Below are 25,961 nucleotides of genomic sequence, written 5' to 3'. Positions count from 1 at the left end.
GTGCGGGCAGAAAATCCGGGTTTTTACTAGGACAGTTGATACATCGCCGCGCCCGCGCTACATCCGCTGCACCGTCAGCACCCGCTCAGTAGCATCCTCCACCTTAAACCGGTCATCGACGCGCCAGCCCACCACCCAGCAGATTTTGCCGTCGGCCGAGGTCAGCACGCGCACTTCGTCTTTGAGGTTGAGTGGCACTTTCTGGTCGATGAGGAAGTCGCTGAGCAGCTTCTTGCCCTTCATCCCCAGCGGCATAAACCAGTCGCCTTCCTGCCAGCGGCGCAGCGTGAGCGGGAATTTTAGCTTGTCGGCATCCAGCGCGGCCGTGCTCTTGGAGCGCGGAATGATAAAGTGCCGGGCGTCGTCGTGCAGCTCGGCCTTGAGGCGCATGCCGTCGGCCAGCAGGTCGGTTTGGCCCGCCGCCAGTTGGAAGGTGCCGTACTGCGACGTGCGCCGCGGGGTAATGACCAGGTTCTCCCGGTCCTTCACCAGCCGGTGCGTGGGCGAGTCGAAGCGCCGGCCGCTCTCGCCGCCAAACGCCGCCACAATGTCCTTCACCATCAGCCAAGAGAAGCCGAAGGGCCGCAGCAGCTCATGCAGCACCACCGTGGTGGCGGCTGTCTTTTGCAGCGTGCTGATGTTCAAATACGTCACCTCGGCCTCGTCGCGGCGGGCCTGGGCGGCGGTTTCTTCCACGTAGCGGCGCACAATTTCCTCGGCCCCGCCCACGCGCTCGGCGGTGGCGGCCATGGTTTGGTCAAGGTTGGGGTTGATTTCGCGCAGCACGGGCAGCACCTCGTGGCGCAGCAGGTTGCGCTGGTACACGGGGCTGTCGTTGCTGTCGTCTTCGCGCCAGCGCAGGCCGCGCTCTACCAGGTAGTCGTGCAGGTCGTCGCGGCCCAGGCCCAGCAGGGGGCGCACCACATGGCCGTTTTTCACCTGAATGCCGTGCAGGCCGGCTAGGCCGGTGCCGTGCGTAAGGTTCAGTATCATGGTTTCGGCCTGGTCGCGCTGGTGGTGGGCCGTGGCAATGGCGGCCAGTTGCTCCCGCTCCCGCACCTGCTCAAACCAGCGGTAGCGCAGCAGGCGGGCCGCCATCTGGGTCGAGATGCCTTCCTGCTCGGCAAATTCCTTGGTCCGGAAAAACTCGGCGAAGTAGGGGAGGCCGTACTGCTTGGCCAGCTTGCGCACAAACTGCTCGTCGGCGTCGGCATCCTCGCCGCGCAGGCCGAAGTGGCAGTGCGCCACCGCCACCTGAACCTTGAGGCGATGCAAAATGTCTAACAGCACCACCGAATCGAGCCCGCCGCTGACGGCAACCAGAATGGGGTCGTTTTCGATGGAAAAAAGGTCGTGCTCCTCAATGAAGCGGCGGACGGCGTCGAGCATGTTAACAGAAGTGAGCTAAGAATAAAGGCTGTCATGCTGAGCGCAGCCGAAGCATCTCTACCGCAGCAGTAAATAATTGCATTGCGCGGTAGAGATGCTTCGACTGCGCTCAGCATGACAGCTTGGATAATAACCTGGCCGGCGTACCGCGCCCGTACTACACCGCAAAGATGGCCGTTAGCGCGGGCCCCGTCCGTACCTTTGACCACCGAATGTCTGTCTTCCGCTTTTTAGTTCTGCTCTTTGCGCTGGGGCCGCTGCTGGGCCGAGCCCAAACCCCGAACCTGCCGCGCCCCGCAGCGCCGGGTGCGCCTGTGGCTGGGCAGCGCCCGGCCCCGGGCACGCCACCGGCCAAGGGTTCGCCCATCAAACTGCTGACCTCGGGCCAGCTGGTGGGCGGCATTTTCAATGGGGTGAAGATTCGCAAGCTGATTACCAACGTCAGCTTTCAGCAGGACGACGTGTTTCTGTATTGCGATTCGGCCTATCAATACATTGATAACAACCAAGTAGAGGCTTTCAGCAACGTGCGCGTGGTGCAGAGCGACACCATGACCATCACCGGCGACCACGGCTTTTACGACGGCGCCAAGCGCACGGCCCGCATGACCGGCAACGTGGTGATGCGCGACACCCGCATGACCCTCACGGCCCCCTCGCTGGAGTACGACATGAACCGGAAAACGGCCTATTACACCGAAACCGGCCACCTCACCGACCCGCAAAACACCCTCGACAGCCAGGAGGGCTTCTACGACCGCAACTCCAAGGTATTCCTGTTTAAGCGCAACGTGCACCTCGTCACGCCCGACTCGGAGCTGAACAACGACACGCTGCGCTACAACACCGTCACCAAAATTGCCTACTTCAACGGCCCCACCCGCATTAAAGGCAAGCAGGGCAACCTTTACGCCGAGGGCGGCAACTACAACACCATCACCCGCGTCTCGGACTTCAAGAAGAACGCGAAAATTGACACGCCCAACTACCTGCTGGGAGGCGACAACCTGGTGTACGACGAGCTGAAGCTCTACGGTGTGGCCAAGGGCCACGTGTCGCTCACTTCCAAGAAGGACAACCTTGTGCTGCGCGGCGACGCCGGCAAGTACTGGCGCGCGCTGGGCCGCACCAAGCTCTACGGCGGCCGGCCCGTGGTGCGCAACATTGGCAGCCAGAAGGATACGCTCTACATGGCCGCCGACACGCTCATCAGCATCGAGGCCCGGCCCGGCCAAACCACTACCCGCACCGTCCTCTACGCCTACCCCAAGGTGCAGATTTTCCGGGGCAACCTGCAGGGCATCTGCGACTCGCTGACCTACGACCGGCAGGACAGCATCATCTACCTCAACCAGGACCCCGTGCTGTGGCAGGCCAAAAACCAACTCACGGCCGACTCCATGGAAATTCGCTCGAAGCGCGGTAAAGTGGATGAGATGCGCCTCTACGCTAATGCATTCGCCGTGAGCCAGGACACGCTCCTGAACTTCAACCAGACCAAGGGGCGGAACATGATTTCGTATTTCCGCGACAATAAAATCCGGCGCGTCGATGTGCTGGGCAACGCGGAAAGCATCTTCTACGCCCTCGATGGCGACACCGCTACTACGGGCATGAACCGGGTGCTCTCGGCCAACATGCGGCTGCTGTTTCTGGACAGCAAGCTCAACAAAATAACGGTGCTCTCGAACCCCGAGGCCAAGTTCATCCCGCCCCACGAACTCAAGCCCGACGACGAGCGGCTGAAAAACTTCCGCTGGCGCGCCAAGGAACGGCCCACCCGCCGCCAGGTGTTGGGTAAGCAATTCGACGACCGACCGAAAAAGCCCAAGGCCGTTAAGAAGAAAACCAAAGCCGTACCCAAGAAAAGCCCCAAGGCCAAGCCCGCCCCGAAAAAGATACCGGCCAAATCGGCAAAGCCAGTGGCCAATGCCACGACGCTGCCTGCTAAGCCCGTACCCACCCCAGTGGCACCCAAAACCCCAGCCGCGCGGCGCTAGCTGCAACCATTGGCCGCAGCCGCGCACTCTAGTGGCCGGTGGCCCGGCCCGATTCGGCGCCCTGTTTGCCTTCGCCGGCTCAAATCGTTACCTTTGCACCCCTTATGCCGATTTCCCGCCTCACGGTTCTGTTTCTGCTGGTTAGCACGCTCTTGCTGGGCGCCTGCGCCAGCGGCTACCAACGCTTGCTGAAAAGCACCGACGTCAATAAAAAGTACGCGGCTGCCGTGCAGTACTACGAAAAAGGCGACTTTTTCCGGGCTGGCACCCTGCTCGAAGACCTCATTCCGCTGCTCAAAGGCCGCCCTGAAGCCGAGAAAGCGCAGTTCTATTTTGCCAATACGAACTACAAGCAGCGCAACTACGTGCTGAGCTCGTTCTACTTCAAGCAGTTCATCGATACGTACCCGAACTCGGAATACACGGAAGAAGCGACTTTTTTGAATGCCAAGTCGCTGTTTCTGGACTCGCCCGGCTTTGAGCTCGACCAGACCAACACGGTGTCGGCCCTCGAATCCATCCAGGATTTCCTGAACCGCTACCCCGACAGCAAGTTCAAGGCCGAAACCGAGAACATGGCCCAGGAGCTGCAGAAGAAGCTGGAGAACAAAGCTTTCGAGAGTGCCCGCCTCTATTACCAGTTGCGCTACAACCAGGCGGCTGTGGTGGCCCTCACCAACTTCCAACTGCAATACCCCGCCTCGGCCTTTGCCGAGCAGGCTGCTTTCCTACGCCTCACCGCCCAGTACTCCTGGGCCAAGGAAAGCGTGGAAGCCAAGCAGCGCGAGCGGTACCAGGAAGCGGTGAACTTCTACCAGCAGTTCATCGACGCCTACCCCAAAAGCAAAAGCCTGAAGGCCGCCCAGGACATGTACGATTTCAGTCAGACTGAAATTGCCCGTTTGAAATCCGTGCCCACGGCCGCTTCCAATTAATCTTTAGTTGTTACTTGCTTGTTAGCAGTCATCGGGCTTGGTCCGGAAGCTGCGCAAAGCCTAACAACTGACAACGAATTACTAACAATAATACACTGCCCATGAAACCCAATCCCAACGCCGTATCGAGCTCCATCGTAACGCGCAACATCGCCGACATCACCGGCGACAATGGCAATGTGTACGAGGCCATTGCCGTGATTTCGAAGCGCGCCAACCAACTGTCGGTCAAGCTGAAAGAAGAGCTGAACGACAAGCTGGCTGAGTTTGCCTCCACGGTCGACAACCTGGAAGAAGTATTCGAAAACCGCGAGCAAATCGAGGTGTCGAAGCAGTACGAGCGTATGCCCAAGCCCACCAGCCTCGCCATTGAGGAGTTCCTGCAGGGCAAAATCTACTACAACACGCCCGAGCCCGAGGAAATCCAGATTCCCCGCGAGCTGTTCTAAGGCTAGAACTAGCCTGGTAGTCAATTAAGAACGTCATGCTGAGCGTAGCCGAAGCATCTCGCGTGCAAGAGTAAATCCTTACTACTGCACGCGAGATGCTTCGGCTACGCTCAGCATGACGTTCTTTTGCTGAAAGCAATTTCATCGTTATGGCCGACCCAACCCCGCTCCCTAACGCCTTGCACGGCCGCCGCATTTTGCTGGGCGTGAGCGGCAGCATTGCGGCCTACAAGGCCGCGCCGCTCACCCGCTTATTGGTGAAGGCTGGGGCCGAGGTGCAGGTAATCCTCACCGAGGCGGCCTCGGCTTTCGTCACGCCGCTCACGCTGGGCACGCTCTCCAAAAAGCCCGTCCTGACAGGTTTTCTGCGCGATGCCGCGGCCGGTGAGTGGCACAACCACGTGGAACTGGGCCTGTGGGCCGATGCCTTGTTGATTGCGCCGGCCAGCGCCAACACCATTGGGCAATTGGCCAATGGGCTGTGCCCAAACCTGCTGTGCGCGGTGTATTTATCGGCCCGCTGCCCGGTGTTTCTGGCCCCGGCCATGGACCTGGATATGTACGCCCATCCGGCAGTGACGCAGAACCTGGCGCGGCTGCGAAGCTTCGGCAACCACGTTTTCGATTCGCCCAGCGGTGAGCTGGCCAGCGGCCTCAGCGGCCACGGCCGCATGCTGGAGCCGGAAGACATTGTGGCAGAGCTGGAACGGTTTTTCGCCGGACGAGAGCTTCAGTGACCTTCATGCAGAGCGCAGCGAAGCATCTCGCTTTGGGTGACTAATTACTTGAGCTCGCGAGATGCTTCGCTGCGTTCTGCATGACGTTCTTTGATTCCTATTCCAATTGCTAACCGAATGCACGTCCTCCTTACCGCCGGTCCCACCTACGAACCGCTCGACCCCGTCCGCTTCCTCGGCAACCGCTCGACGGGTAAGATGGGCTACGCGCTGGCCGAAGCTTTCGCAGCCGAAGGCGCGACGGTGACGCTGGTGAGCGGCCCCAGCCAGTTGCCCGACCCGGCCAGTGCGCTGATTGAGACGGTGCGGGTAGAAACTGCCGCTGAGATGTTTGCGGCGGCGTCAGAAGTGGCCGCGGAGGCCGATGTGTGGGTTTTTGCGGCGGCGGTGGCCGATTACCGGCCGGCGCAGGTAGCGCAGGAGAAAATCAAGAAATCGGGCGAAACGCTGACGTTGGAGCTCGTGAAAAACGTGGACATTGCCGCCACGCTCGGCCGGCAGAAAAGGGCTGAACAATTTGCTGTGGGTTTTGCGTTGGAGACTACGAACGAGCTGGCCCACGCCCAGGACAAGCTGCGGCGCAAGAATTTCGACCTGGTGGTGTTGAATTCGCTGCGCGACGCGGGCGCAGGCTTCGGCCACGACACCAACAAGGTGACGGTGCTGGATGCGGCGGGCCAAATCGTTAATTTTGAGTTGCAGTCCAAGGCCGACGTGGCCCGCGGGCTGGTAAGCCTGATTCTGGCCCGCCGGGCCGCAAACCATTGATGCTCATGCTGCGAAAGTTTCTCGCCCTCCTGCCTCTTTTTGCCGTGCTGCTGGCGGGCCCCGTCCGCGCGCAAGAGCTGCTGGCCGAAGTGCAGGTAACCACCCAGAACGTTACCATCACCGACCCGACCCTGGTGACGCAGATGCAGAACGAAATCCGCAACCTGCTCAACACCACGGCTTGGACCTCGCAAGCCTACCAGCCCGGTGAACGCATCAAGCTGCGCGTGTTCATCGGCATCACGGCCATCCCGCAACCCGGCACCTACAACGCCACTATGCGTCTGATTTCGACGCGCCCAGTGTATGGCACCGGCTACGAAACCAACGTCATCAGCCTTACCGACCGCAGCTTCAACTTCAACTACTCGCCCCAGAACCCCATCGCCTTTTCGCAAAACAGCTTCACGTCGAATCTGGCGTCGCTGCTCGGGTACTACGCCTACCTGGTGATTGGCATCGACCGCGACACATTTGGCCGTTTGGGAGGGACGCCGTACTACGAGCTGGCGCGCAACATCGTGAACTACTCGGCCAACCAAACCCTCACCAACGAGCCCGACGAAGGGTGGCGCGGCACGGGCTCGCGCGAGCGCCACTTCCTGCTCGATAACCTCACCGACCCGCAGCTCGAAGCCTTCCGCACCGGCCTCTACAACTACTACCGGCTGGGTATGGACGTTTTTATCGAGAAGCCCGAAGAGGCCCGCGCGTCGGTGATGACGGCCCTCTCCGGTATTCAGAAAGCGGTGATAACGCGCCCCGGCGCGCTGCTCACCCGCGCTTTTTTCGATGCCAAAGCCGACGAAATTGCCAACATCTTCCGCACCAGTCCCGATGCGAGCCAGAAGCAGCAGTTGGTGGCCATGCTCACGGAAGTAGACCCCGGCAACTCGGCGAAGTATCAAACAGTGTTACAATAGTTTGGAATAAATAACAAAGAAAGAACGTCATGCCGAGCGCAGCCGAGGCATCTCGCCGCGGGATTCTAATTATTGTTGCACGCGAGATGCCTCGGCTGCGTTCGGCATGACGTTCGGGTTTCTTTATAAGGATATGCTAGTCGATTTACGAATTAAGAATTACGCGTTGATTGAGCAGCTGGAGCTGCGTCCGTCGCCACTGCTGAATATTATTACGGGCGAAACCGGGGCCGGCAAATCCATCATGCTGGGCGCCATTGGCTTGCTGCTGGGCAACCGGGCCGACTCGCGCATGCTGTTCGACACCGAGCGCAAGTGCGTGATTGAGGGGCAGTTTGATATCAGCAATTACCAGCTGCAGGATATTTTCGACGCCGAGGATTTAGACTACGACACGCACTGCATTTTGCGGCGCGAAATCAGCCCGAATGGCAAGTCGCGTGCCTTCGTAAACGACACGCCCGTGACGCTGGAGGCGCTGCGGAAAATCGGGGCCAACCTGATGGACATCCACTCGCAGCACGACACGCTGCTGCTGGGCGACGGCGTTTTTCAGCTCAACCTACTCGATTTGTACGCCGGGCTGGTGCCGCAGCGCACCATGTACGGCAGCGCCTTCCGCACTTACCGCAAGCTGGAAGTGGATTTGCAGGCCTTGGAAAGCCAGGCTGCCCAGGCTAGCAAAGAGCTGGACTATAACAGCTTTCTGCTGAATGAGCTGGAAGAGGCCCGGCTCGACAATGAGGACCAGGAAGCCCTGGAGCAGGAGGTGAAGCAGCTGGAGCACGCCGAGGAAATCAAGTACAAGCTGAGCCAGGCCCTGCACGGCCTGCGCGACAGCGAAACCTGCGCCACCGGCACCATGAAGGAGGCCTCGACGCTGCTGGGCCAGGTGGCCAGCTACGCCGACAACTTCAAGGAGCTGCGCGAGCGTCTGGAAAGCTGCCTTATTGAACTGCACGACATTGCCGACGAGGTGGAAACCGCCGAGCGCCACACCGAGGGCGACCCCGCCCGCGCCGAGGAACTGCAAGACCGCCTCAATGTGCTCTACACCTTGCAGCGCAAGCACCAGGCCCGCGACCTGCCTGCCCTGCTGGCCGTGCGCAATGAACTGCGCCAGAAAGTAAGCTCAGTGCTGAACCTGGACAAGGAAATTAGCCGTCTGCGCAAAGACTCCGACGCCGCCCTGGCCGCCGTGACCAAGCAGGCCGCCAAGCTCTCGGAAAGCCGCCGCAAGTCGTTTCCGCACTTTGAGAAGCAGCTGGGCCTGCTGCTGGCCGACCTGGGCATGCCCAATGCCCGCATCGTGATTCAGCACAGCACCGGCGCGCCGGCCGCCAGCGGCACCGACGTGGTGAGCATCCTCTTCACCGCCAACAAAGGCGCCCAGCCCCAAACGTTGAGCAAGGCCGCGTCGGGCGGCGAGTTCTCACGCCTGATGCTCTGCATCAAGTACATGCTGGCGGATAAGACGGCGCTGCCCACGATAGTGTTCGACGAAATTGATACCGGCATCAGTGGCGAGATTGCCGTGAAGGTGGGCCGCATGATGCAGCAAATGGCGCACAAGCACCAACTGGTGGCCATTTCGCACCTGCCGCAGATGGCCGCGGCCGGCGACGTGCATTACTTCGTGTATAAGGAAGACCGCGCCGACCGCACCGTGAGCCGCATCCGCGAGCTGAGCCAGGAGGACCGCATCAAGGAAATCGCGCACATGATTGCGGGCGCCAAGCCTAGCGAAAATGCCTTCCAGAGCGCCCGCGAGTTGCTGGCCATGCGGGGCGAGGTGGCGGCGTAAGTGGACCCGTCCGTCACTGCGAGTGGAGCGCTGCGCAACGCGGCAATCTGTCCTCTCAATACCAGACACCTTGAGTTGTGACAAACCCAACCGCTAACTTGCCGCCTCAAATCCAACGGTTGGGTTTGTCACATCTTAGAGCCAGTCGCTGAGAACAGGACGGATTGCTTCACTCCGCTCGCAATGACAGACGATTCCATCACACCATCTAAAACTCATGGCTAACAACCTCCTCGCCGGCAAAGTCGGCATCATTTCCGGCGCTCTTAATGACCAATCCATTGCTTGGAAAGTGGCCCAACGCGCCCACGCCGAAGGGGCCCGTTTCGTGCTCACCAACGCGCCGCTGGCCATGCGCATGGGCGAAATCAACAAGCTGAGCGAGGAGTGCAACGCCCCCATCATCCCGGCCGATGCGACCTCAACCGAGGAGCTGGAAAAGCTGTTTGCGGGCGCCCAGGAGCAGCTGGGCGGCAAGATTGACTTCGTGCTGCACAGCATCGGCATGAGCGCCAACATCCGCAAGAAGAAGCACTACGGCGAACTGGACTACAAATTCTTCCAGCAAACCATCGACGTATCGGCCCTCTCGCTGCACAAGATGCTGGCCGTGGCTGAAAAGCAGGATGCCTTCAACGAGTGGGGCTCGGTGGTGGCGCTGAGCTACATCGCGGCCCAGCGTGCCTTCCTCGACTACACCGACATGACGCAGGCCAAGGCCATGCTTGAGAGCATTGCGCGCAGCTACGGGCAGCGCCTGGGCAAGCTGAAGAAAGTGCGCGTGAACACGGTGTCGCAGTCGCCCACCAAAACCACGGCCGGCACCGGCATCAGCGGCTTCGACGCCTTCTACAACTTTGCCGACATGATGTCGCCGCTGGGCAACGCTCCGGCCGAAGCATGCGCCGACTATTGCATCTCGCTGTTCTCGGACCTGACGCGCTACGTGACCATGCAAAACCTGATGCACGACGGCGGCTTCAGCACCACCGGCATCTCGGCCGAGATTGTGGACGTGCTGACGCAGGTATCGGGCCAGCAGGGCTAGGCGCTGCCAGTTATGGAAAGAAAAAGCCCGGCCGGTTGGTCGGGCTTTTTTGTTTCTGGGCCTCAATAAAAAAAGCGGCTCACCGACAGCGACACTTCCGCGTAGCTGCGAAACTGGTTCAACGCCACGGCTGCTTGCAAGCCGGCCATGTTGCGTGCCAACCGCCCCTGCCACTGCCAGAAGCCTGGCCACCGGGTGGCCTGCACATACCCGAAGCAGCGAAGCGGCAGGCGGTAGCTGCGCAGCCCCAGCGTGTATCCATAGCCCGAACTGGTGAAAGCAGGTTCGGAAGTGGCCGCGCGTAGGCGGGAGTGCCCTACACCCATCAGCAGGGAGGGCAGAAGGCTATAGCTGACGGGGGCAAAGCTGAGGCCAACTTTGGCAGTGTAGCTTTCGAGTGCCGCATTGGCCGGGATGGACTGCACATGCTGGTATTCCACCGCTTCGGTGAGGCTGAAACGGTGGATTGGGATGCCCGGCAAATCGAGGGTGAAGCGGAGGGCGTGGTTACGGACCAGATTGGTTTGGTAACTGGCGGTGACGGGTATGGGCAGCTGCCGGCGTGACCATGTTTTAAAAACCTGTACCTCGGCGCCAATGGGTGCATAGCGTAGCCCACTGGCCAAGCCCACCAACAGGGTGGGACTGGTTGTTAGGTCAGAATCAAACCGGTGCTCATCGCGCGGCAGACGGATGATGATAGCCGTGCCTGCTGCCACGCGCCGCTGTTGGGTGATAGAGCCAATGAAGGAAAAGGTAAGGGCGACACTGTCCAGCGTTTCCGGCACGGTGAGACTGAAGTTGCCATATACATCGCAGGTAGTGCCGTTGGTAGTGCCTGTTTGCAACACGCTGACGCCCGGCAGGCCATATCTAGATTTTCCGTCAAACACTCGGCCGGACACGGTGGTTTGGGCAAATGCGAGGAATGGAAACAGGTAGGAGCAGAGGAGTAGGAGTAAGCGCATAAGGGTCCGCTAAACGGAGTGACAGCTTTTAGATGCCCGCCCCAGCCTAATTGCACAGGCTTAAAGGAAGAAATGAGTGAACCGGTCGGGAACGATTGCGCAGAAAATCCGTGCTTTCGGCCCGGGCAGCCGCTAGGTTTGCGGCCGACTTAGCGCTTAACCCATGAAGCATCTCTTGTTCCTGCTGCTGCTGTGCAGTGGCAGCTTGCACCGCGCCTTTGGCTACGATTTTGTGGTGGCGCAAGACGGCAGCGGCCGGTTTCGGACGGTTCAGGAGGCGTTCAACGCCGTGCCCGATTTCCGGAAGAAAGTCACGACCATCTTCATCAAAAAGGGTACTTATAAAGAAAAGCTGGTGCTGGCCGGCTCCAAGCAGTTTGTGAAGATAATTGGCGAAGACCGGGACCGCACCATCTTGACCTACGACGACTACAACCAGAAGAAAAACATCTTTGGCGAGGACAAGGGCACCTCGGGCTCAGCCAGCTGCTACATCTACGGCGGCGATTTTTCGGCCGAAAATCTCACGTTTCAGAATTCGTCGGGGCCGGTGGGCCAAGCAGTAGCCATGTGGGTGGATGGCGACAAGGCAGCCTTCGTGAACTGCCGCTTCCTCGGGTTTCAGGACACGCTCTACACGTATGGGCGCGGCAGCCGGCAGTTTTACAAGAATTGCTACATCGAAGGCACGGTAGATTTCATCTTTGGCTCCAGCACGGCGTGGTTTGAGGATTGCGAGATTTTTTGCAAAAAGGGCGGGTTTGTGACGGCGGCCAGCACGCCCGACACGGCGCGGTTTGGCTACGTGTTCAGCCGTTGCCGCATAGTTGGCGACGCGCCGGCGGGCAGCTTCGGCCTCGGCCGGCCCTGGCGGCCCTACGCCAAAACTGTGTACTTGAACTGCCAGTTAAGTGCCGTGATTCGGCCCGAAGGCTGGGACCCCTGGGACAAGGAATCGAACAAGAAAACGGCTTACTACGCCGAGTATAAATCGACCGGGCCCGGCGCGGCGCCCACGAAGCGGGCGCCGTGGTCGCACCAGCTGACGGAGGCGGAGGCTCGGCAATACACCCGCGAGAACGTGCTGCACGGCTGGCAGCCAGAAACGAAATAAATGTAGCTTGGACTCTGCGAGTCCGCGCGTTATAAAACATTCATTACAGGCGCGGACTCACAGAGTCCACGCTACAACTCACAATGAAAATACTGTTCACGGCCATTGCGCTGGCCACTTGCGCCGCCCACGCCCAAACGCCTGCTAAAACCGGCCCCATCACCGTGGCCCAGGACGGCACCGGCACCTACCGCACCGTGCAGGAAGCCGTGGATGCCGTGCCCAACCAGTCGCAAAAGCTGGTCACCATCCGCATCAAAAAAGGCACTTACCGCGAGAAACTGGTGGTGCCTACGCTCAAAACGCACATCCGCTTGGTGGGCGAAAGCAAGGACAACACCATCCTCACCTTCGACGACCACACCGGCGACGCGGGCGGGCACAACACCTACACCTCGCACTCGGTGCTGGTGCAGGGCAACGACTTCGCGGCCGAGAACCTGACATTCGAAAACACCGCGGGCTACACGGCCGGCCAGGCCGTGGCCCTGCACGTAGAAGCCGACCGCGCCACCTTCACCAACTGCCGCATGGTGGGGAACCAAGACGTGTTGTTCCTGGCCACCGACCACACCCGGCAGTATTTCAAAAACTGCTACATCGAGGGCACCACGGATTTCATTTTTGGCGCCAGCACGGCCGTATTCGACCACTGCACCATCCTCAGCAAGAAGAATTCTTTCATTACGGCCGCCTCCACGCCGCCCCAGCAGACGTTTGGCTTCGTATTTCTGAACTGTAAGCTGCTGGCTGATACGGCCCGGGCCAAGAAGGTGTACCTCGGTCGGCCTTGGCGCCCCAATGCCCGCGTGGTGTACATCAACACCGAAATGGGCGGCCACATCGCCGCACCGGGCTGGGACAACTGGAAAAATCCGGAAAACGAGAAAACCGCCTATTTCGCCGAGTACCATTCCACTGGCCCTGGTGCGAACCCACAGGGGCGGGTGAAATGGTCGTATCAAATGACGGCCGCCGAAGCCAAATCGTACACCCTCAAGGCCATTTTCGCTGCCAAGGAGCCGTGGATGCCGAAGTAGTGGATTGAACGCACGTTTGTCATTGCGAGCGCAGCGAAGCAATCCGCCCTGTCAACACCAGACACGCCCTATTACCAGAATGCCCCGGTACCGCAATGGCGCCGGGGCTTTTCATTTAGGGCCTTATCACAATAGTAGGTTTGTCGCTGAGAACAGGACGGATTGCTTCGCTGCGCTCGCAATGACAAACGTGCGTTCAATCCACCAACCCACTTAATACCCCTTGCTCAGCTCTACCAGGTTCTCCAGGGGCTGGCCGGTGCGGAGCTGCTCCACATTGTGCAGCAGCACGTCGACTTTGCTTTCGTCTTCAAGAGCCTGGCCGCCGCCGGTGTGCTGGGTGAGCAGCACGTTGGGCAGGTGCCAGAGCGGGTTTTCGGCGGGCAAGGGCTCAACGGCCGTCACGTCGAGCACGGCGCCGCCGAGGTAGCCGGCTTGCAGCAGCCGGATGAGGGCTGGCTCGTCGGTGGTGTTGCCGCGGCCCACGCTGGCGTAAATGCTGCCCGGGCGCATGGCCTCCACCAGGTCGGCCGAGAAGTAGCCCTCGGCGCTGCCGGGCAGGGTGTTTATCACCACGTCGGTTTCGGGCAGCACGGCTTTCAGCTGCTCTTTGGTGTGGAGCTGGGCCGAAGGGTCGGTGCGGGCCAGGAGCTGCACCTGGCACTCGAAGCCACTCAGCTGCTGGCGCACAGCTACGCCAATGGCGCCGGCGCCCAGCACCACCACGCGCTTGCCGCGCAGCAGACCCGCGCGATTGCGCACGAAGGCGCCGCCCACCCATTTTTTCTGCGATTGCAGCACCGCCAGCTCGGGCAGGTGGCGGTAGAGGGCCAGCAGGCCGCCCACCATGGTTTCGGCGCAGGGCCAGGAAAAGAAGTCGCCCATGTTGGCCACGGGGATGCGCAAATCGAGATGGCGGTAGCGCTCAAAGCCGGCCGAGTCGATTTGCCAGAAGCGCAGCATCGGCGGTGGCCCGGCCGTGAACCAGGCCGGCGGCGGGTTTCCCATCAGCACCTCAGCCTCCTGGAAGGCGGGGAACTGCTGCTCGGTGGGTAGGTCGTTGCAAAAAGTAATTTCCAGCTCGGCCGGTGCCAGCCGCTGCAAGTGCCGGCGGGCCGAGGCGCTGAGGGGAGAATAAACAAAAAGACGCATGCGGAAGCCGTTTCAAAAGCGGCAAAATGAAAGAAACGCCCAAAACGTAAGCGACGCCGCAAAGTTGCCGCCCGCTAAGCGTAGGTTCGATGAAGCCAAAATATCCCGGCCGGAAAAGCGCGCTGGCGCCTCTGCCGACCGGGATATTCAATGGTTGCGAAGCAAGCAAGCGGCCTGCTGGCCGCAATGCCGTGCTAGCGGGCGCTTTCGTCGCCGTCCACGGGCTTGCTCTGCTGGTGCACCTGGGCGGCCACCAGCGGGTCGGGCATCACCTTGCTGAAGCCGACCTGCACATTGTTCATGACACCGGCAATGATGCGGTTTTCGCCCTTCATCAGCGCTTTGTAGCCTTCCTTGGCCACGTCGGCAGCTTCCATGCCCTGGCCCTCGGCCACGTTCTTGGCCTGCGTCATGTGGGCTTTGTTGAAGAAATCCGTCTTCGTAATGCCGGGCAGCAGGTTGGTGAGGGTGATGTTGGTGTCTTTGTTTTCCTCTTGAATTGATTCGACGAAGGAATTTACAAAGGCCTTGGTGCCGTGGTACACGGCTTGCAGCGGGCCGGGCAGTTCGCCCGCAATGCTGCCCACAAACAGGATTTTGCCCTCGTTGCGGGCTTTGAATTCCTTCAGGTATAGCTTCGTGAATACCACGTAGGCCCCGATGTTGAGCTGAATGATGTCCAGCTCGCGGTTGATGTCGGTGGTGTCGAAGGTGCCGTACTGGCCCTGGCCAGCGTCGTTCACCAGCACGTCAATCTGCCGGCCTTGCTGCTTGACTTCGTTGTACACCTCAAACGGGGCGTCGCGCTTGAACAGGTCCTTGACAATGGTCGTAACCTCGACGCCGTATTGCTGGCGCAGCTCCGACGCAGCTTGGTTGAGCAGGTCGGGCTCCAGGGCCACGAGAATGAGGTTGTATTTGTCTTGCGCGAAGCAGTTGGCCAGCTCGCGGCCAATGCCGCTGCTGGCGCCCGTGATGAGGGCAGTTTGTTGGGTTGCCATAAAAAAAGGAAATGTGGAAAGGAGCCTTTTCTAACGGCGGGGGTAGGGTTTGGTTGTGCTTGAATTTATTATGATTAAGCGCCTTCGTAGCGGTTGCAGTAACTGAACGGTAGCATTCCGGCGGGCGGCGGGCCTTTCGGTCAGTCATCAGTGCACCCAGATACACAATTTGCTGTTCTGCCTGCACCAAATTTCATCAGTACACCGGCCGTGCCACGCCTCGCGCTTCGCTGAACGGCGCACTTCAAGCCTGCCTCACCAAACCTGAATTTGCTGATTGCAGGTTTACTTTTTGACTAGCGCAATGGTACGTTCCTGCACCACCACGGTGTCGCCGGCAACCATTTGACCCGGAATGCCGGCGTTAAACAGGTTCCAGGAGCCGCTTGCGGTATAGCCGCAGCTGTTGTACAGCGGCCCGGACTGCACCAGCCAGCTCAATTGCGGAATGAAGAGTTGGCCCGCGTTGATTTTGAGCAGGCGGACTGGACGAAATTTGCATTGCCGCGAATATCCCGTTGCCAGCGACATCGGCACGCAGCGCTTTACGGGCTGTTCCTTTTCCATTTGGCCAATCAACACTTCGCAACGGCCCATGCCACTCGCCGGACTCAGAACGGTCAACGAATCGCGCCCGGTAAGCACGGCATAGTCGGGCCGTTGCGCGGTAATGTCGGTTTTGACCGTGTCGCTGCGGCCCGACGACGTAGTAATAAGGTTGGCCTGGTTATTCCCCCGGATAATGATTTTAAACGAAGCGGTAGTTGGGATAGGCGTGTCGGTGCGCGGAAAAAAGCCCGCCGCCCACGACCGCCGGCTCAGAAAGCGGTCTATCAATGCCGGGTTGTTAACCTCGCCATCCTTGGTATACATTTTAATGGGAGCCGTGGCAATGGTAGCGCCGGCTTGGTATTCGCCATCCAATACCGTTTTAGCGGCTTCAGGGGCATCTTTGCTGCAACCCGTGAAAAGCAGCAGGCTAAAAGCCAGGGGAAGGAAAAGGTGCTTCATGCAAATAAATCGGTAGGACTGAAAAGGAACCTAAAGGTAACTGCCTCTAACCATCCCGTGCGCCTTCACAATTTCAGTTGCTTCTACACCTTTAGCGGCTTCACGGCCAGAGGACCAGTAGTAAAACCTTCTCCCGCGTGCGGCTGCGCATCGTCGACTGTCGCTCAAAAAACTCTACGAACCTAGCAGCAACCACTTACCGGGCTTTTCCTGCTGGTAGTCATCAATAATCTGCAGCAAAATCTGCATGTCCTTGGGGCAGGCTTGGGCGAAGGTTTGCCAGTGCTCCAGCACTACGACATCCGGCATCTCAACCACGGCAATGATGGCATCCCAGAAGGCGTCCCAACTCACGCCGTACCAGTCCGGAAAGCCCAACTCGCGCTTCATCAGCATATGAAAGGCAGCTTTGGTGTCGACGTGCGTGAGGTCGATGGTCATACATGAAATACTGCCTTAAGAGGAGTTATTGCTGCGCGAGGTGCCGAGGTACATTTTGCCGCCCACGCTAAAGCACAGATGCACGCCCCATTTCAGGTCCTCGGTGGTGCCGGGCAGGCGCAGGCAAATGTCTTGGAGGTCTTCGATGGTCATTAATCAAAGAAGAGATTAATTGAGTAATTCCTTGACTTTTTCGAACTCATCTTCGCCATCTATTATGGCTCTTAAAATATCTGGTGCGCCGATAGATGTTTTCTTATGGCCCATATCTTTTCTAATCAGTACACATAGTTCTAAAAATATTTTTAAGTGCTTAGGGCTAATGTTAGTAGATGAAGTAGAATTCGTCCAATCAAAAAACTTATTAACTATTCGGTCAGGAGCATATATTATCAAGTCTTTTTTCACATCGAGCATTCGTAAAGCTAAATCGTCATTTGATGTATTTATGAGTTTTTTCTGCGCTTTGAAAACATCAAAGAAAATAGAAAAAATTTCATGATAGACTCTGTATTTTTTCTCTGAGAGTTGGTTCTCAATGCTTTTAATTTTCTCTCTCTGCTCTTTTATAATATACCCAAGGCTGCCCGTGAGAATAACAAGTATTGCTACTAGTATTTCTGAAAGGGAAATCGAAACTTCTGTGATTTTTAGCGCTTCCATTTTGGATAGGGTTCGAGTCTATTTATTTAAAGCTGATTCTGCAACCCAGATTAAATATCTCTGATAGTCACGAAGTGCTGGTGTACGGCTTTTGTATATCTGGCTGAAATCCTTCTTGCTCAGTGACGTCTTGTCAAGAATGCTTTCGTTGTCAATAGCCACTTTGGCGACTGCTGCACCGTACTCTTCAGGTGACATAGTGTCTAAATTAAACTGGTACAGGTCTCTCATTCCGACCAATGTTTCGGGATACGTTGAATTTCTTTTGTTAATACGGAGCCATTTTGCAAAGCCTTCGTTGTCAAATTTCATAGTCGAGAAATCGGTTTAAAATCGGTGATTGACGCTTATAAAGCTACGAATCACGAAGCCGTATCCAGCACGTCATCCCCGTCATCAGCCAGCGTTTTGGCCAGCTTCTCGATGTTTAAACTCCGCGCCTAGGCATCGAAAATCTCGCGGTAGGTGCCGTGCTGGGCGTAGAGGGCGTCGTGGGTGCCGTGTTCCACCATGCGGCCTTTCTTCATGACGTAGATGCAGTCCGAATCCACGATTTGGGCGAGGCTGTGGGAGATGATGACCACCGTGCGGCCCTGCTTGATGGCGTCGAGCGAGTTTTTGATTTGCTCGGTGGCGATGGCGTCGAGGCTGGCGGTGGGCTCGTCGAGGAAGATGATGGGCGGGTTTTTGAGGAAGAGCCGGGCGATGGCGATGCGCTGCTGCTGCCCACCGCTGAGCTGCTGGGCATCGGACTGATACTTGAGGGGCAGGTCTAGAATCTGGTCGTGCAGGTAGGCCTGCTTGGCGGCAGCTTCAATCTGGGCCTGGGTGGCGGCGAAGTCGCCGTAACGAATATTTTCTTCGATGGTGCCCTTGAAAATGTGGTTTTTCTGGAGCACCAGGCCGATTTCCTGGCGCAGGGCGAAGGTGTCGTAGTCGGCCAGCGGGCGGCCGTCGAGCAGGATGTCGCCGCTGTCGGGGCGGTAGAACTGGCAGAGCAGGTTGATGATGGTGCTTTTGCCCGCGCCGCTGAGGCCCACCAGCGCGGTGGTTTTGCCGGCCTCAATGGTCAGGCTCACGTCGTGCAATGCCGCCGTGCCGCTGGGGTAGGTGAAGCCCACGTGGCGCAGCTCGAACTGCCCGCGCAGGTGCTCGCCGGGGGCCAGCGGGCCGGGGCGTTCGCGCTGCTCGTCGGCGTCGAGGATGGCGAAGAAGCCTTCGGAATAGGTGAGGGCCTCGTTCATCTCGTCGTAGATGCGGTGCAGCTGCCGGATGGGCGCCGACACGTTGTTGAACAGCAAAATGTGAAACATGATGGCCCCGATGGAAATCTGGCGGCCCAGCACCAGGTAGGCCGTGAGCACGATGATGGCCACCACGCCAATCTGCTCCACGAAGGTTTTGAGGCCGTCGAAGCGGAAGTTAGTTTTGCGGGTGAGGAGCTGGGCGTCTTCGAGGCGGCCTTGCACTGCTGCTTGCTTTGTGCCTTCGTATTGCTCACGCACGAAGCTTTTGATGACCACAATGCTGTCGATGATGCTGATGAGGCCGTGGTTTTTCTCCTCACGCAGGCGCTGCAGGCCGCGCCGCACGCCCTGCAACTTCTCGGCCTGGGCGTAGCTGAGCCAGAAATACACCGGCAGCACGGCCAGCGCCACCAGCCCCACCCACTTGTTGTTGAGGAAAATGACCACCAGCGCCACGATGGCGTTGGCGAAGAGCGGCAGGATGTCGATGAAGAAGTTTTGCACCAGCTTCATGAGGCTTTCCACGCCGCGGTCGATGCGGGTTTGGAGCTTGCCGGTCTGGTTGCCGTCGTCGGAGAAGAACCCGAGCTGGTAGCTCAGGATTTTGCTCACGGCCGTTTGGGCCAGCACGCCGGAGAGCTGGATGCGAATTTTCTCGCCGTAGTATTTCTGCCCGAACTGGATAAAGGTGTTAACAATTTCCTTGCCCAGCAGCAGCCCGCTCACCCAGGCCAGCAGCGTCCAGCCCTGGGCCAGGCCCTGCCCGCGGTCGAGCATCCCTTGCACGGTGTCGACGGTGTAGCGCAGCACGAAGGGGTTGACCTGCGCGGCCAGCGAGCCCACCAGCGTGAGCAGCAGCGTGGCAATAACCAGGCGGCGGTAGGGCCGCACAAACGGCAGCAGGCGTTGGATAATCTGCCAGAGGCTCATCAAAACGGGCGGAAGGAGTGGAGCCGGTTAGACGAGCGGGGTGGGGGCGGGGTTGAGCTATTCTATTTTTCCCACGTCCCAACCATCATACAATTCAACGGCACAATGAGCCGCTAGTTCATTAAAGGCAACATTGCGCTTGTGTAGTTTCTCAGGAGTAAGAATATCAAGTTTGGAAACTTGAAGCACCCAGTCCCCATCATCAGCTTGATGCATTCCTTCATTCTTGTAGGAATGCTCTTCTAATTCAGAAAATACATCCAGCAGTTTGCCCTTGTCCTTATCGGAAAAGAAGAATCCCCACTTCAAAGTGGAAGCTGTATCCCATCCGTTCGCTTCCATTTTGCGAAACATTTCTTTTACGCTGTCAAACGAAGCATTCATGTTAGAAATATAGAGGCTGATTTTCGCTGGCGCGCTGCCGACTGGGTTCGGGCCTTTGGCTGGGCGTTGCACGGCGACCATACGTGCGGCCCACCCCGAGCCAGAGGCTCGAACCCAGTCGGCACGCGTCGGAGACGCGCGCCAGCCTCACAGGGTCTGACCCCAACCGGTTGGCCTTTTCAGGCAGCTACCTCCGTTCCCAAGTCGCTCCAGATGCCCAGCGCCAACTTTCCCGGCGCCCCGCGCCCCGCGCCCCGCTGGCGCTGTCGCCAGAACGAACCGCCGGCGGCGCCCGTAAAGTCGGGCATCACCCTGCCTTTTATGGAAAACTCCCGCTCTGCCCCGCCCACTACCGGCGAACCGCTCAGCCGCGTCGATGGCCGCCAGAAAGTGACCGGGCAAGCCCGCTACGCTGCCGAGCACGCTGTGCCGGGCTGCGTGCACGGCGTGCTGGTGTGCAGCGCTATCGCGCGGGGCCGCATCCGGCGGCTCGATGTGACGATGGCCGAGCAGGCGCCCGGCGTGCTGCGCGTGGTATCGCACCTGAATGCGCCCAAGGTGCCGGGGTACCAAAAGGCCGAAACTGCGAAGAACCCGCGCGTGGAAGGGGAGGAAATCAAGGTTTTCTACGACGACCAGCTGCACTTCAGCAACCAGCCGGTGGCCCTGGCCGTGGCCGAAACGCTGGAGCAGGCCCAGTACGCCGCCTCGCTGATTAGGGTAGAGTACGAGGCCGAGACGCACCAGACCGATTTAACCAAAAACCTAGCCCAGAACTTGGCGCCGAAAAAGGAAGGCGAATACCTGCGCGGCCAGCCCGATGCTTACAAAACGGCCCCGGTACACATTGAGCAGGAATACCGCACGCCTTTACAGGTGCACAACCCCATGGAAATGCACGCCGTGGTGGCGCTGTGGGAGGGCGAAAAGCTGACTGTGTACACCAAAACGCAGGGCCCTAAGCTGGCGCAGCAGGACCTGATGCGCATGTTTCAGCTACCAGACGAGAGCGTGCAGGTGCATTCCGAGTTTGTGGGTGGGGCGTTCGGGGGCTCGTCGCGCATTTGGCCGCCGGAAGTGGCCGCCATTCTGGGGGCGAAGCTGGTGGGCCGGCCCGTGAAGCTGATGAACCGGCGAGACCATGAATTCAACCAGGTGGGCTACCGGCCGCAGTCCGTTCAGCGCATTGGCCTCGGCGCCCAGCCCGATGGCACGCTGGTGGGCCTCACGCACCGCGCTTACGGCAGCACCTCACGCTACGAGCAGTTTGTGGAGCGCATTGTGCACCCCACCAAAACGGCCTACGCGGTGCCCAACCTAAACACGCACTACCGCCTCGTGCCCCTCGACCTGAGTACGCCCGCCTGGACGCGAGGCCCCGGCGAAACCAGCGGCTCCTTCGCCCTGGAATGCGCTATGGACGAACTGGCCGTGGCCCTCAACCTGGACCCGCTGGCCCTGCGCATGAAAAACTACGCCGACCGCAACCCCGAAACCGGCCAGCCCTGGAGCAGCAAGCACCTGCGCCAGTGCTACGAGCGCGGCGCGGCGCTCTTCGGCTGGAGCAAGCGCCCGCCCGCGCCGCGCGCCATGCGGGCCGATGGCTACCTGGTGGGCTGGGGCATGAGCACGGGCATCTACAAGGCCGAGCGACAGGCCGCCAGCGCCCGCGCCCGCCTGCTGCCCGACGGCACCCTGCTGGTGCAAAGCGCCACCGCCGACACCGGCCCCGGCACCGCCACCATCATGACCCAAATTGCTGCCGACGCCAGCGGGGTACCGGCCGCCAGCATCCGCTTCGAACTGGGAGATGCCGCCTTTCCGGAAGCGCCTTTACAGGCCGGCTCGCACACCGCCACCTCGGTGGGCTCGGCCGTGCACGAGGTCTGCGCCGCCCTGAAAAAGCAGTTGCTTGAGTTGGCCGTGGCGGTGCCCGGCAAATCACTAGGAAAAGTCAAGCCTGAAGAATTGACGACCGAAAAGGGCTTCGTCATTTCTACCAAAAAGCAGGGCCGGCGCCTGAGCTACGGCGAGGTGCTGAAGCAGCACGGGTTGCCAGCGCTGGAAGTGACGCAAAAAGCCGAAGAATCGGCGGAGATGAAAAACTACTCAGGCAAGTCGTTCTGCGCCAACTTCGTGGAGGTGCGGGTGCATCCGCTCACGCGCGAGGTGCGCGTTAGCCGCGTGGTGAGCGTGGTGGATGCCGGCCGCGTGCTCAACGCCAAAACCGCCCGCAGCCAGGTGCTGGGCTCGGTGGTGTGGGGCATTGGCATTGCGCTGATGGAAGAAGCCCGCCTCGACCACCGCTACGGCCGCGTGGTGAACCACGACCTGGCCGACTACCACGTGCCCGTGCAGGCCGACGTGCCCGCCATCGAAGTCGAATTCATCAACGAGCCCGACCCGCTGCTCGACCCCATCGGCGCCAAAGGCTTGGGCGAAATCGGCTTGGTCGGCTTCAGCGCCGCCGTGGCCAATGCCGTGTACCACGCCACCGGCCGGCGCGTGCGCGGGCTGCCCATCACGCCCGATAAGCTGCAGGGGGCGCTGGTGTAAGATGATGTAATGCTGCTTCGCTTTTGCATAGGGCTGAGGAGGCACTATGCTGGAACGAAACACCCGCAAAAAAGCCCCGGCCTAACTGGCCGGGGCTTCTGCTTTGCTGATGCTGAAGGCTTAGTTGTCGGTTTTCACCTTCACCTTATCGGCTTTGGCTTTCACTTTGTCGCCTTTCACTTTCAGTTTTTCGCCGTCGTCGGTTTTGGCTTTCATCTTTTCGATGCTCTCGCCATCAACGGGGCGGCCCGAGTCGGGGCCACCCATACCGGGGCCGCCCATGCCACGGCCACCGCGGTTCATGCGCTCGGTTTCCATGCTGGTGTACTTCGTATACTGGTCCGCGGTCAGCACTTCCTTGAATTGGGCGTCGTATTTGGTGCGGCTGGCTTGCATTTGCTCGCGCATTTTGTCGCGGTCGCCGCCGGCCTGGCCGCGCATGGCCTGCATTTCCTGGCCGCGGGCCAGCAAGATTTGCTGCACTTTGGCCGTCTGGTCGGCGTTGAGGCCGAGCTCCTGGGTCAGGCGGTTGGCCTGGCGCTTGGCCATTTCGTCGGGGGAGCCTTGCATACGGCCGTAGCCGCCGCCACGCATCCCGCCAGCATCGCCCGAAGTGGTTTGGGCAGCGGCGCTACCGAGGGTGAGGGCGCTAGCGGCCAGCAGGAGCAACAGGGACTTTTTCATAGGTTGGGTTGGAATGGTTGGGGGTGAGAAATGAAACGGCTAATCAGGCCGGCTTAACGTCTTTGCATCAAGCCCAAACGGCGCGCGAATCAACCGCTTGGGTACATAGACGAAAAAAAAGAGGCATCGGGTGATTTTGGCGTGAAGGCCCCCCGACACACGGGTATCGGGGGGCACATCAGGCCGGGGGCTCTACGCAAAAACGCTGGCAAACGTGCGGCGGAAAGTAGCGGCCGGGAAATACCCTGGACCGAGAGGGCAGAATCGTCGCCCAATTCCGCTTTTTTCCAGGACCAGCCGGTTAGCGGTGGCCATACTGGCGGTGGGTGGCCTCGTAGCGGGCGCGCTCCTGGGCCTCACGCTGGGCCCGGAATTGAGCTTCGCGCTGGGCCCGCTCCTGCGCCTCGCGTTGGGCGCGCTGCTGGGCTTCCCAACGGGCTTTTTCCTGGGCCGTGACGCGGTGGTTGCGGTCGAAACCGTAGTTCTGGTTGCGGTCGAAGTGGTCGTCGTCGCGGCGGTCGTTGCGGTGGGCGGCTTCCCAGCGGGCTTTCTCGGCGGCGGTCACGCGGTGGTTGCGGTCGTAGCCGTAGTTGAAGTCTTTGCTGTTGCGGTCGTCGCGGCCGTCGTAGCGGTGGTCGAAAGGCCCTTCGGCGGCAAAAGCAGTGCTGGAAGTGAAGAGGGCAGCGGCGGCAAGGAGGGAAAACAGGGAGGCTTTCATGGTTTCTAGCAAGAAGAGATGTGAAGAAAGGGCTTGAAAAAAGCCGGGCTCGGGTGCTGCAGGCTGCGGGCGCCGGGGATGAAAATCGGCTCATCCTGCCAGGGTATTTGCAAACCACCGGCCGGGAATGCAGCCAAAAGCCCCACGGTGGACAAGCAGGCGCCGGGCACCGACCAACCGGCGCAATTGCCAGACCGAGCCGCGGAAAACAGCGGGTAGAAAAACGCTGAAAGCCGCTCTGGAAAGTGTTTTGGCACAAAGTCCAGCATCTACGCGCCTCTTGTTTGCCTTATCTTTAGCAAGCAAAAAACTCCCACCAAAGCCCTGATTTAAATGAACAAACTTGTGCTCCTGACTTTGGCCGCCTCCTTGGCCAGCACGGTGCCCGCCCTGGCTCAACAGACCGAAAAGCTCGACGCCGCGGCCCTCGCCAAAATCCGCGATGAAGGAATGAACCGCTCGAAGGTGATGGAAACCGCCTTCTACCTCACCGACGTGAACGGCCCGCGCCTTGCCAATTCTGACGGCCTGAAACGCGCCAACGAGTGGACCAAAGCCCAGCTTGCTAAATACGGACTTGTAAACGCCAACATCGAAGCCTGGGGCGACTTCGGCCGCGGCTGGGACGTCGAGAAATCGTACGTGGCCATGACGGCGCCCTATTACCACGCCATGGTGGGCATTCCGAAGGCCTGGACGCCCAGCACGCCCGGCCCCGTGCGGAAGCAAGTGGTGGTGGTGAAGGCCAATACCGAAGCCGACCTAGCCAAATACAAAGGCCAACTGCGCGACAAAATCGTGGTGATGAGCGTGGCCGCGCCGCTCAAGCCGGCCACGGAGGGTGCCATCCGACGCCTATCGGACGAGGACCTGAAAAAGATGGCCGAATGGACTCCGGCGCCGCCCACCCGCGACGTCCCCACCACCACAGCTCAGGACGGCCGCAAAGCCATGGCCGCCCTGCGCGCTGCCATGGCCGACATGCTGGTGAGCGAAGGTGCGGCCGGCGTGCTCAGCGCCCGCGGCGGCATCTACGGCACCTTCAACACCAGCAACGGCGCCCCCTACGCCGCCGATGCCAAGCCGGTACTGCCCGAAATCGAAACCGCGCCCGAAGACCAGCTGCGCCTCATCCGGCTGGTGGAGGCCGGGGTGCCGGTGGAAGTGGAGATGGAAACAAAAACCCGCTTCCAGACGCAGGATTTGAAGGGCTACAACGTGGTGGCCGAAATCCCGGGCACCGACAAAAAGCTGAAATCGGAAGTCGTCATGCTCGGCGGCCACCTCGACTCCTGGCACGCAGCCACCGGCGCCACCGACAATGCCGCCGGCTGTGCCGTGATGATGGAGGCCGTGCGCATCCTCAAAGCCACCGGCCTGAAGCCGCGCCGCACCATCCGCATTGCGCTGTGGGGCGAGGAGGAGGAAGGCCTGCACGGCTCGCGCGGCTACGTGAAAAACCACTTCGCCGACCCCGCTACCATGCAGCTCAAGCCCGAGCACGAGAAGCTGGCGGCCTACTTCAACCTCGACAACGGCGCCGGCAAAATCCGTGGCATCTACGCCCAGGGCAACGAGGCCGTGGCACCCATTTTCCAGCAGTGGCTCGCGCCCTTCGCCGACCTCGGCGCCGGCACCGTGACGCTGCGCAATACCGGCAGCACCGACCACATTGCCTTCGACGCCGTGGGCCTGCCCGGCTTCCAGTTCATTCAAGATGGCCTCGACTACTTCCCTACCACCCACCACACCAACCAAGACACCTACGACCGCCTCATCGCCGACGACCTCAAACAAGCATCCGTGGTAGTGGCCAGCTTTGTGTACGACGCCGCCATGCGCGACCAGAAGCTGCCCCGCAAGCCGCTTCCAGCGCCGGCAAAGGCGCAGTAGGGTCAAAACGTTCGTCCTATAATCGTCTGTCATGCTGAGCGCGGCGAAGCACCTTATCACGTTCAAACGAATGTCGTTCAGCGGTGATAAGGTGCTTCGCTGCGCT

General features: G+C 59.9%; 24 protein-coding genes and 1 pseudogene. 11 read left to right on the top strand and 14 right to left on the bottom strand.

Annotated features, from left to right (window positions below; all coding sequences use genetic code 11):
- Nucleotides 1–57: 57 nt before the first annotated feature.
- Nucleotides 58–1,389, bottom strand: coding sequence for a tRNA lysidine(34) synthetase TilS (gene tilS, locus I2I01_RS17225; RefSeq protein WP_196287745.1), 1,332 nt, complete (start codon nt 1,387–1,389; stop codon nt 58–60).
- 212 nt (nt 1,390–1,601) lie between these two features.
- On the opposite strand from tilS, the gene I2I01_RS17220 reads away from it, so the two are divergent.
- The 7 genes and pseudogenes from I2I01_RS17220 (at nt 1,602) to I2I01_RS17190 (ending at nt 10,053) form a co-directional block, all read left to right on the top strand.
- Nucleotides 1,602–3,389, top strand: coding sequence for an OstA-like protein (locus I2I01_RS17220; protein ID WP_196287744.1), 1,788 nt, complete (start codon nt 1,602–1,604; stop codon nt 3,387–3,389).
- Between the two features lie 104 nt (nt 3,390–3,493).
- Nucleotides 3,494–4,324, top strand: coding sequence for an outer membrane protein assembly factor BamD (locus I2I01_RS17215; RefSeq protein ID WP_196287743.1), 831 nt, complete (start codon nt 3,494–3,496; stop codon nt 4,322–4,324).
- A gap of 101 nt (nt 4,325–4,425) precedes the next feature.
- A complete protein-coding gene (locus tag I2I01_RS17210; RefSeq protein WP_196287742.1) occupies nt 4,426–4,773 on the top strand; it encodes a DNA-directed RNA polymerase subunit omega in 348 nt (115 codons plus the stop codon).
- Nucleotides 4,774–4,922: 149 nt separating this feature from the next.
- Nucleotides 4,923–6,278: pseudogene (locus I2I01_RS17205) on the top strand (bifunctional phosphopantothenoylcysteine decarboxylase/phosphopantothenate synthase).
- Between the two features lie 5 nt (nt 6,279–6,283).
- The gene (gene porD / locus I2I01_RS17200; protein WP_196287741.1) at nt 6,284–7,201 is read left to right on the top strand and encodes a type IX secretion system protein PorD; all 918 of its coding nucleotides are present in this window, start codon (nt 6,284–6,286) and stop codon (nt 7,199–7,201) included.
- Between the two features lie 133 nt (nt 7,202–7,334).
- Nucleotides 7,335–9,005, top strand: coding sequence for a DNA repair protein RecN (recN, locus tag I2I01_RS17195; protein ID WP_196287740.1), 1,671 nt, complete (start codon nt 7,335–7,337; stop codon nt 9,003–9,005).
- 217 nt (nt 9,006–9,222) lie between these two features.
- Complete coding sequence (locus I2I01_RS17190) at nt 9,223–10,053, top strand: enoyl-ACP reductase FabI (RefSeq protein WP_196287739.1); 831 nt, start codon at nt 9,223–9,225, stop codon at nt 10,051–10,053.
- 62 nt (nt 10,054–10,115) lie between these two features.
- Here I2I01_RS17190 and I2I01_RS17185 read toward each other — a convergent pair whose 3' ends face one another.
- Nucleotides 10,116–11,021: a carboxypeptidase-like regulatory domain-containing protein gene (locus tag I2I01_RS17185; protein WP_196287738.1), complete on the bottom strand. Its 906-nt coding sequence runs from the start codon at nt 11,019–11,021 to the stop codon at nt 10,116–10,118.
- A 163-nt stretch (nt 11,022–11,184) separates the two neighbouring features.
- On the opposite strand from I2I01_RS17185, the gene I2I01_RS17180 reads away from it, so the two are divergent.
- Nucleotides 11,185–12,135, top strand: coding sequence for a pectinesterase family protein (locus tag I2I01_RS17180; protein WP_196287737.1), 951 nt, complete (start codon nt 11,185–11,187; stop codon nt 12,133–12,135).
- A gap of 83 nt (nt 12,136–12,218) precedes the next feature.
- A complete protein-coding gene (locus tag I2I01_RS17175; RefSeq protein WP_196287736.1) occupies nt 12,219–13,175 on the top strand; it encodes a pectinesterase family protein in 957 nt (318 codons plus the stop codon).
- Nucleotides 13,176–13,388: 213 nt separating this feature from the next.
- Here the strand turns inward: I2I01_RS17175 and I2I01_RS17170 are convergent, their stop codons facing one another.
- From I2I01_RS17170 to I2I01_RS23430, 10 genes are all read right to left on the bottom strand, one after another.
- On the bottom strand, nt 13,389–14,327 hold the full coding sequence (locus I2I01_RS17170; RefSeq protein ID WP_196287735.1) for a D-2-hydroxyacid dehydrogenase: 939 nt from the start codon (nt 14,325–14,327) through the stop codon (nt 13,389–13,391).
- A gap of 194 nt (nt 14,328–14,521) precedes the next feature.
- Nucleotides 14,522–15,328: an SDR family NAD(P)-dependent oxidoreductase gene (locus I2I01_RS17165; RefSeq protein WP_196287734.1), complete on the bottom strand. Its 807-nt coding sequence runs from the start codon at nt 15,326–15,328 to the stop codon at nt 14,522–14,524.
- A 285-nt stretch (nt 15,329–15,613) separates the two neighbouring features.
- Nucleotides 15,614–16,201, bottom strand: coding sequence for a hypothetical protein (locus I2I01_RS17160; protein WP_196287733.1), 588 nt, complete (start codon nt 16,199–16,201; stop codon nt 15,614–15,616).
- Between the two features lie 312 nt (nt 16,202–16,513).
- Nucleotides 16,514–16,780, bottom strand: a complete 267-nt coding sequence (locus I2I01_RS17155) for a barstar family protein (protein ID WP_196287732.1) — start codon at nt 16,778–16,780, stop codon at nt 16,514–16,516.
- Nucleotides 16,781–16,795: 15 nt separating this feature from the next.
- Nucleotides 16,796–16,933 (bottom strand): MmcQ/YjbR family DNA-binding protein, encoded by a 138-nt coding sequence (locus I2I01_RS17150; RefSeq protein ID WP_196287731.1) that lies wholly within the window; start codon nt 16,931–16,933, stop codon nt 16,796–16,798.
- A gap of 15 nt (nt 16,934–16,948) precedes the next feature.
- Nucleotides 16,949–17,443 carry a hypothetical protein gene (locus I2I01_RS17145; RefSeq protein ID WP_196287730.1) on the bottom strand — a complete coding sequence of 165 codons (495 nt, stop codon included), beginning with the start codon at nt 17,441–17,443 and terminating at the stop codon, nt 16,949–16,951.
- An 18-nt stretch (nt 17,444–17,461) separates the two neighbouring features.
- Nucleotides 17,462–17,755, bottom strand: coding sequence for a hypothetical protein (locus tag I2I01_RS17140; RefSeq protein ID WP_196287729.1), 294 nt, complete (start codon nt 17,753–17,755; stop codon nt 17,462–17,464).
- Between the two features lie 128 nt (nt 17,756–17,883).
- Nucleotides 17,884–19,620, bottom strand: a complete 1,737-nt coding sequence (locus I2I01_RS17135) for an ABC transporter ATP-binding protein (RefSeq protein ID WP_196288210.1) — start codon at nt 19,618–19,620, stop codon at nt 17,884–17,886.
- Between the two features lie 57 nt (nt 19,621–19,677).
- Nucleotides 19,678–20,004 carry a ribonuclease E inhibitor RraB gene (locus tag I2I01_RS17130; protein WP_196287728.1) on the bottom strand — a complete coding sequence of 109 codons (327 nt, stop codon included), beginning with the start codon at nt 20,002–20,004 and terminating at the stop codon, nt 19,678–19,680.
- Between the two features lie 179 nt (nt 20,005–20,183).
- Nucleotides 20,184–20,312 (bottom strand): hypothetical protein, encoded by a 129-nt coding sequence (locus I2I01_RS23430; RefSeq protein WP_262895457.1) that lies wholly within the window; start codon nt 20,310–20,312, stop codon nt 20,184–20,186.
- A gap of 13 nt (nt 20,313–20,325) precedes the next feature.
- Here I2I01_RS23430 and I2I01_RS17125 point away from each other — a divergent pair, with 13 nt between their 5' ends.
- Nucleotides 20,326–22,560 (top strand): xanthine dehydrogenase family protein molybdopterin-binding subunit, encoded by a 2,235-nt coding sequence (locus tag I2I01_RS17125; protein WP_196287727.1) that lies wholly within the window; start codon nt 20,326–20,328, stop codon nt 22,558–22,560.
- A gap of 120 nt (nt 22,561–22,680) precedes the next feature.
- On the opposite strand, the gene I2I01_RS17120 is transcribed toward I2I01_RS17125, so the two are convergent.
- Both I2I01_RS17120 and I2I01_RS17115 read right to left on the bottom strand, forming a co-directional pair.
- Complete coding sequence (locus tag I2I01_RS17120) at nt 22,681–23,244, bottom strand: periplasmic heavy metal sensor (RefSeq protein WP_196287726.1); 564 nt, start codon at nt 23,242–23,244, stop codon at nt 22,681–22,683.
- Between the two features lie 301 nt (nt 23,245–23,545).
- Complete coding sequence (locus I2I01_RS17115; RefSeq protein ID WP_196287725.1) at nt 23,546–23,962, bottom strand: hypothetical protein; 417 nt, start codon at nt 23,960–23,962, stop codon at nt 23,546–23,548.
- A gap of 333 nt (nt 23,963–24,295) precedes the next feature.
- On the opposite strand from I2I01_RS17115, the gene I2I01_RS17110 reads away from it, so the two are divergent.
- Complete coding sequence (locus tag I2I01_RS17110; RefSeq protein WP_196287724.1) at nt 24,296–25,855, top strand: M28 family metallopeptidase; 1,560 nt, start codon at nt 24,296–24,298, stop codon at nt 25,853–25,855.
- The last annotated feature ends 106 nt before the right edge of the window (nt 25,856–25,961 follow it).

Origin of the sequence: Hymenobacter properus (assembly GCF_015694735.1) — a bacterium.
Taxonomy (GTDB): domain Bacteria; phylum Bacteroidota; class Bacteroidia; order Cytophagales; family Hymenobacteraceae; genus Hymenobacter; species Hymenobacter properus.
The sequence above is the reverse complement of the archived record's forward strand: the minus strand, read 5'-3'. Positions and strand labels throughout refer to the sequence as shown.

Bases quoted from the DNA above. Each gene is read 5' to 3' on its own strand.
- I2I01_RS17110 (WP_196287724.1), top strand. From the start codon at position 24,296: ATGAACAAACTTGTGCTCCTGACTTTGGCCGCCTCCTTGGCCAGCACG.
- tilS (WP_196287745.1), bottom strand. From the start codon at position 1,389: ATGCTCGACGCCGTCCGCCGCTTCATTGAGGAGCACGACCTTTTTTCC.
- I2I01_RS17190 (WP_196287739.1), top strand. From the start codon at position 9,223: ATGGCTAACAACCTCCTCGCCGGCAAAGTCGGCATCATTTCCGGCGCT.
- I2I01_RS17155 (WP_196287732.1), bottom strand. From the start codon at position 16,780: ATGACCATCGACCTCACGCACGTCGACACCAAAGCTGCCTTTCATATG.
- I2I01_RS17130 (WP_196287728.1), bottom strand. From the start codon at position 20,004: ATGAATGCTTCGTTTGACAGCGTAAAAGAAATGTTTCGCAAAATGGAA.
- I2I01_RS17140 (WP_196287729.1), bottom strand. From the start codon at position 17,755: ATGAAATTTGACAACGAAGGCTTTGCAAAATGGCTCCGTATTAACAAA.
- I2I01_RS23430 (WP_262895457.1), bottom strand. From the start codon at position 20,312: ATGCCCGACTTTACGGGCGCCGCCGGCGGTTCGTTCTGGCGACAGCGC.
- I2I01_RS17210 (WP_196287742.1), top strand. From the start codon at position 4,426: ATGAAACCCAATCCCAACGCCGTATCGAGCTCCATCGTAACGCGCAAC.
- I2I01_RS17120 (WP_196287726.1), bottom strand. From the start codon at position 23,244: ATGAAAAAGTCCCTGTTGCTCCTGCTGGCCGCTAGCGCCCTCACCCTC.
- porD (WP_196287741.1), top strand. From the start codon at position 6,284: ATGCTGCGAAAGTTTCTCGCCCTCCTGCCTCTTTTTGCCGTGCTGCTG.
- I2I01_RS17175 (WP_196287736.1), top strand. From the start codon at position 12,219: ATGAAAATACTGTTCACGGCCATTGCGCTGGCCACTTGCGCCGCCCAC.
- I2I01_RS17150 (WP_196287731.1), bottom strand. From the start codon at position 16,933: ATGACCATCGAAGACCTCCAAGACATTTGCCTGCGCCTGCCCGGCACC.
- I2I01_RS17165 (WP_196287734.1), bottom strand. From the start codon at position 15,328: ATGGCAACCCAACAAACTGCCCTCATCACGGGCGCCAGCAGCGGCATT.
- I2I01_RS17125 (WP_196287727.1), top strand. From the start codon at position 20,326: ATGGAAAACTCCCGCTCTGCCCCGCCCACTACCGGCGAACCGCTCAGC.
- I2I01_RS17135 (WP_196288210.1), bottom strand. From the start codon at position 19,620: ATGAGCCTCTGGCAGATTATCCAACGCCTGCTGCCGTTTGTGCGGCCC.
- I2I01_RS17215 (WP_196287743.1), top strand. From the start codon at position 3,494: ATGCCGATTTCCCGCCTCACGGTTCTGTTTCTGCTGGTTAGCACGCTC.
- I2I01_RS17160 (WP_196287733.1), bottom strand. From the start codon at position 16,201: ATGTATACCAAGGATGGCGAGGTTAACAACCCGGCATTGATAGACCGC.
- I2I01_RS17180 (WP_196287737.1), top strand. From the start codon at position 11,185: ATGAAGCATCTCTTGTTCCTGCTGCTGCTGTGCAGTGGCAGCTTGCAC.
- I2I01_RS17145 (WP_196287730.1), bottom strand. From the start codon at position 17,443: ATGGAAGCGCTAAAAATCACAGAAGTTTCGATTTCCCTTTCAGAAATA.
- I2I01_RS17220 (WP_196287744.1), top strand. From the start codon at position 1,602: ATGTCTGTCTTCCGCTTTTTAGTTCTGCTCTTTGCGCTGGGGCCGCTG.
- I2I01_RS17170 (WP_196287735.1), bottom strand. From the start codon at position 14,327: ATGCGTCTTTTTGTTTATTCTCCCCTCAGCGCCTCGGCCCGCCGGCAC.
- I2I01_RS17115 (WP_196287725.1), bottom strand. From the start codon at position 23,962: ATGAAAGCCTCCCTGTTTTCCCTCCTTGCCGCCGCTGCCCTCTTCACT.
- I2I01_RS17185 (WP_196287738.1), bottom strand. From the start codon at position 11,021: ATGCGCTTACTCCTACTCCTCTGCTCCTACCTGTTTCCATTCCTCGCA.
- recN (WP_196287740.1), top strand. From the start codon at position 7,335: ATGCTAGTCGATTTACGAATTAAGAATTACGCGTTGATTGAGCAGCTG.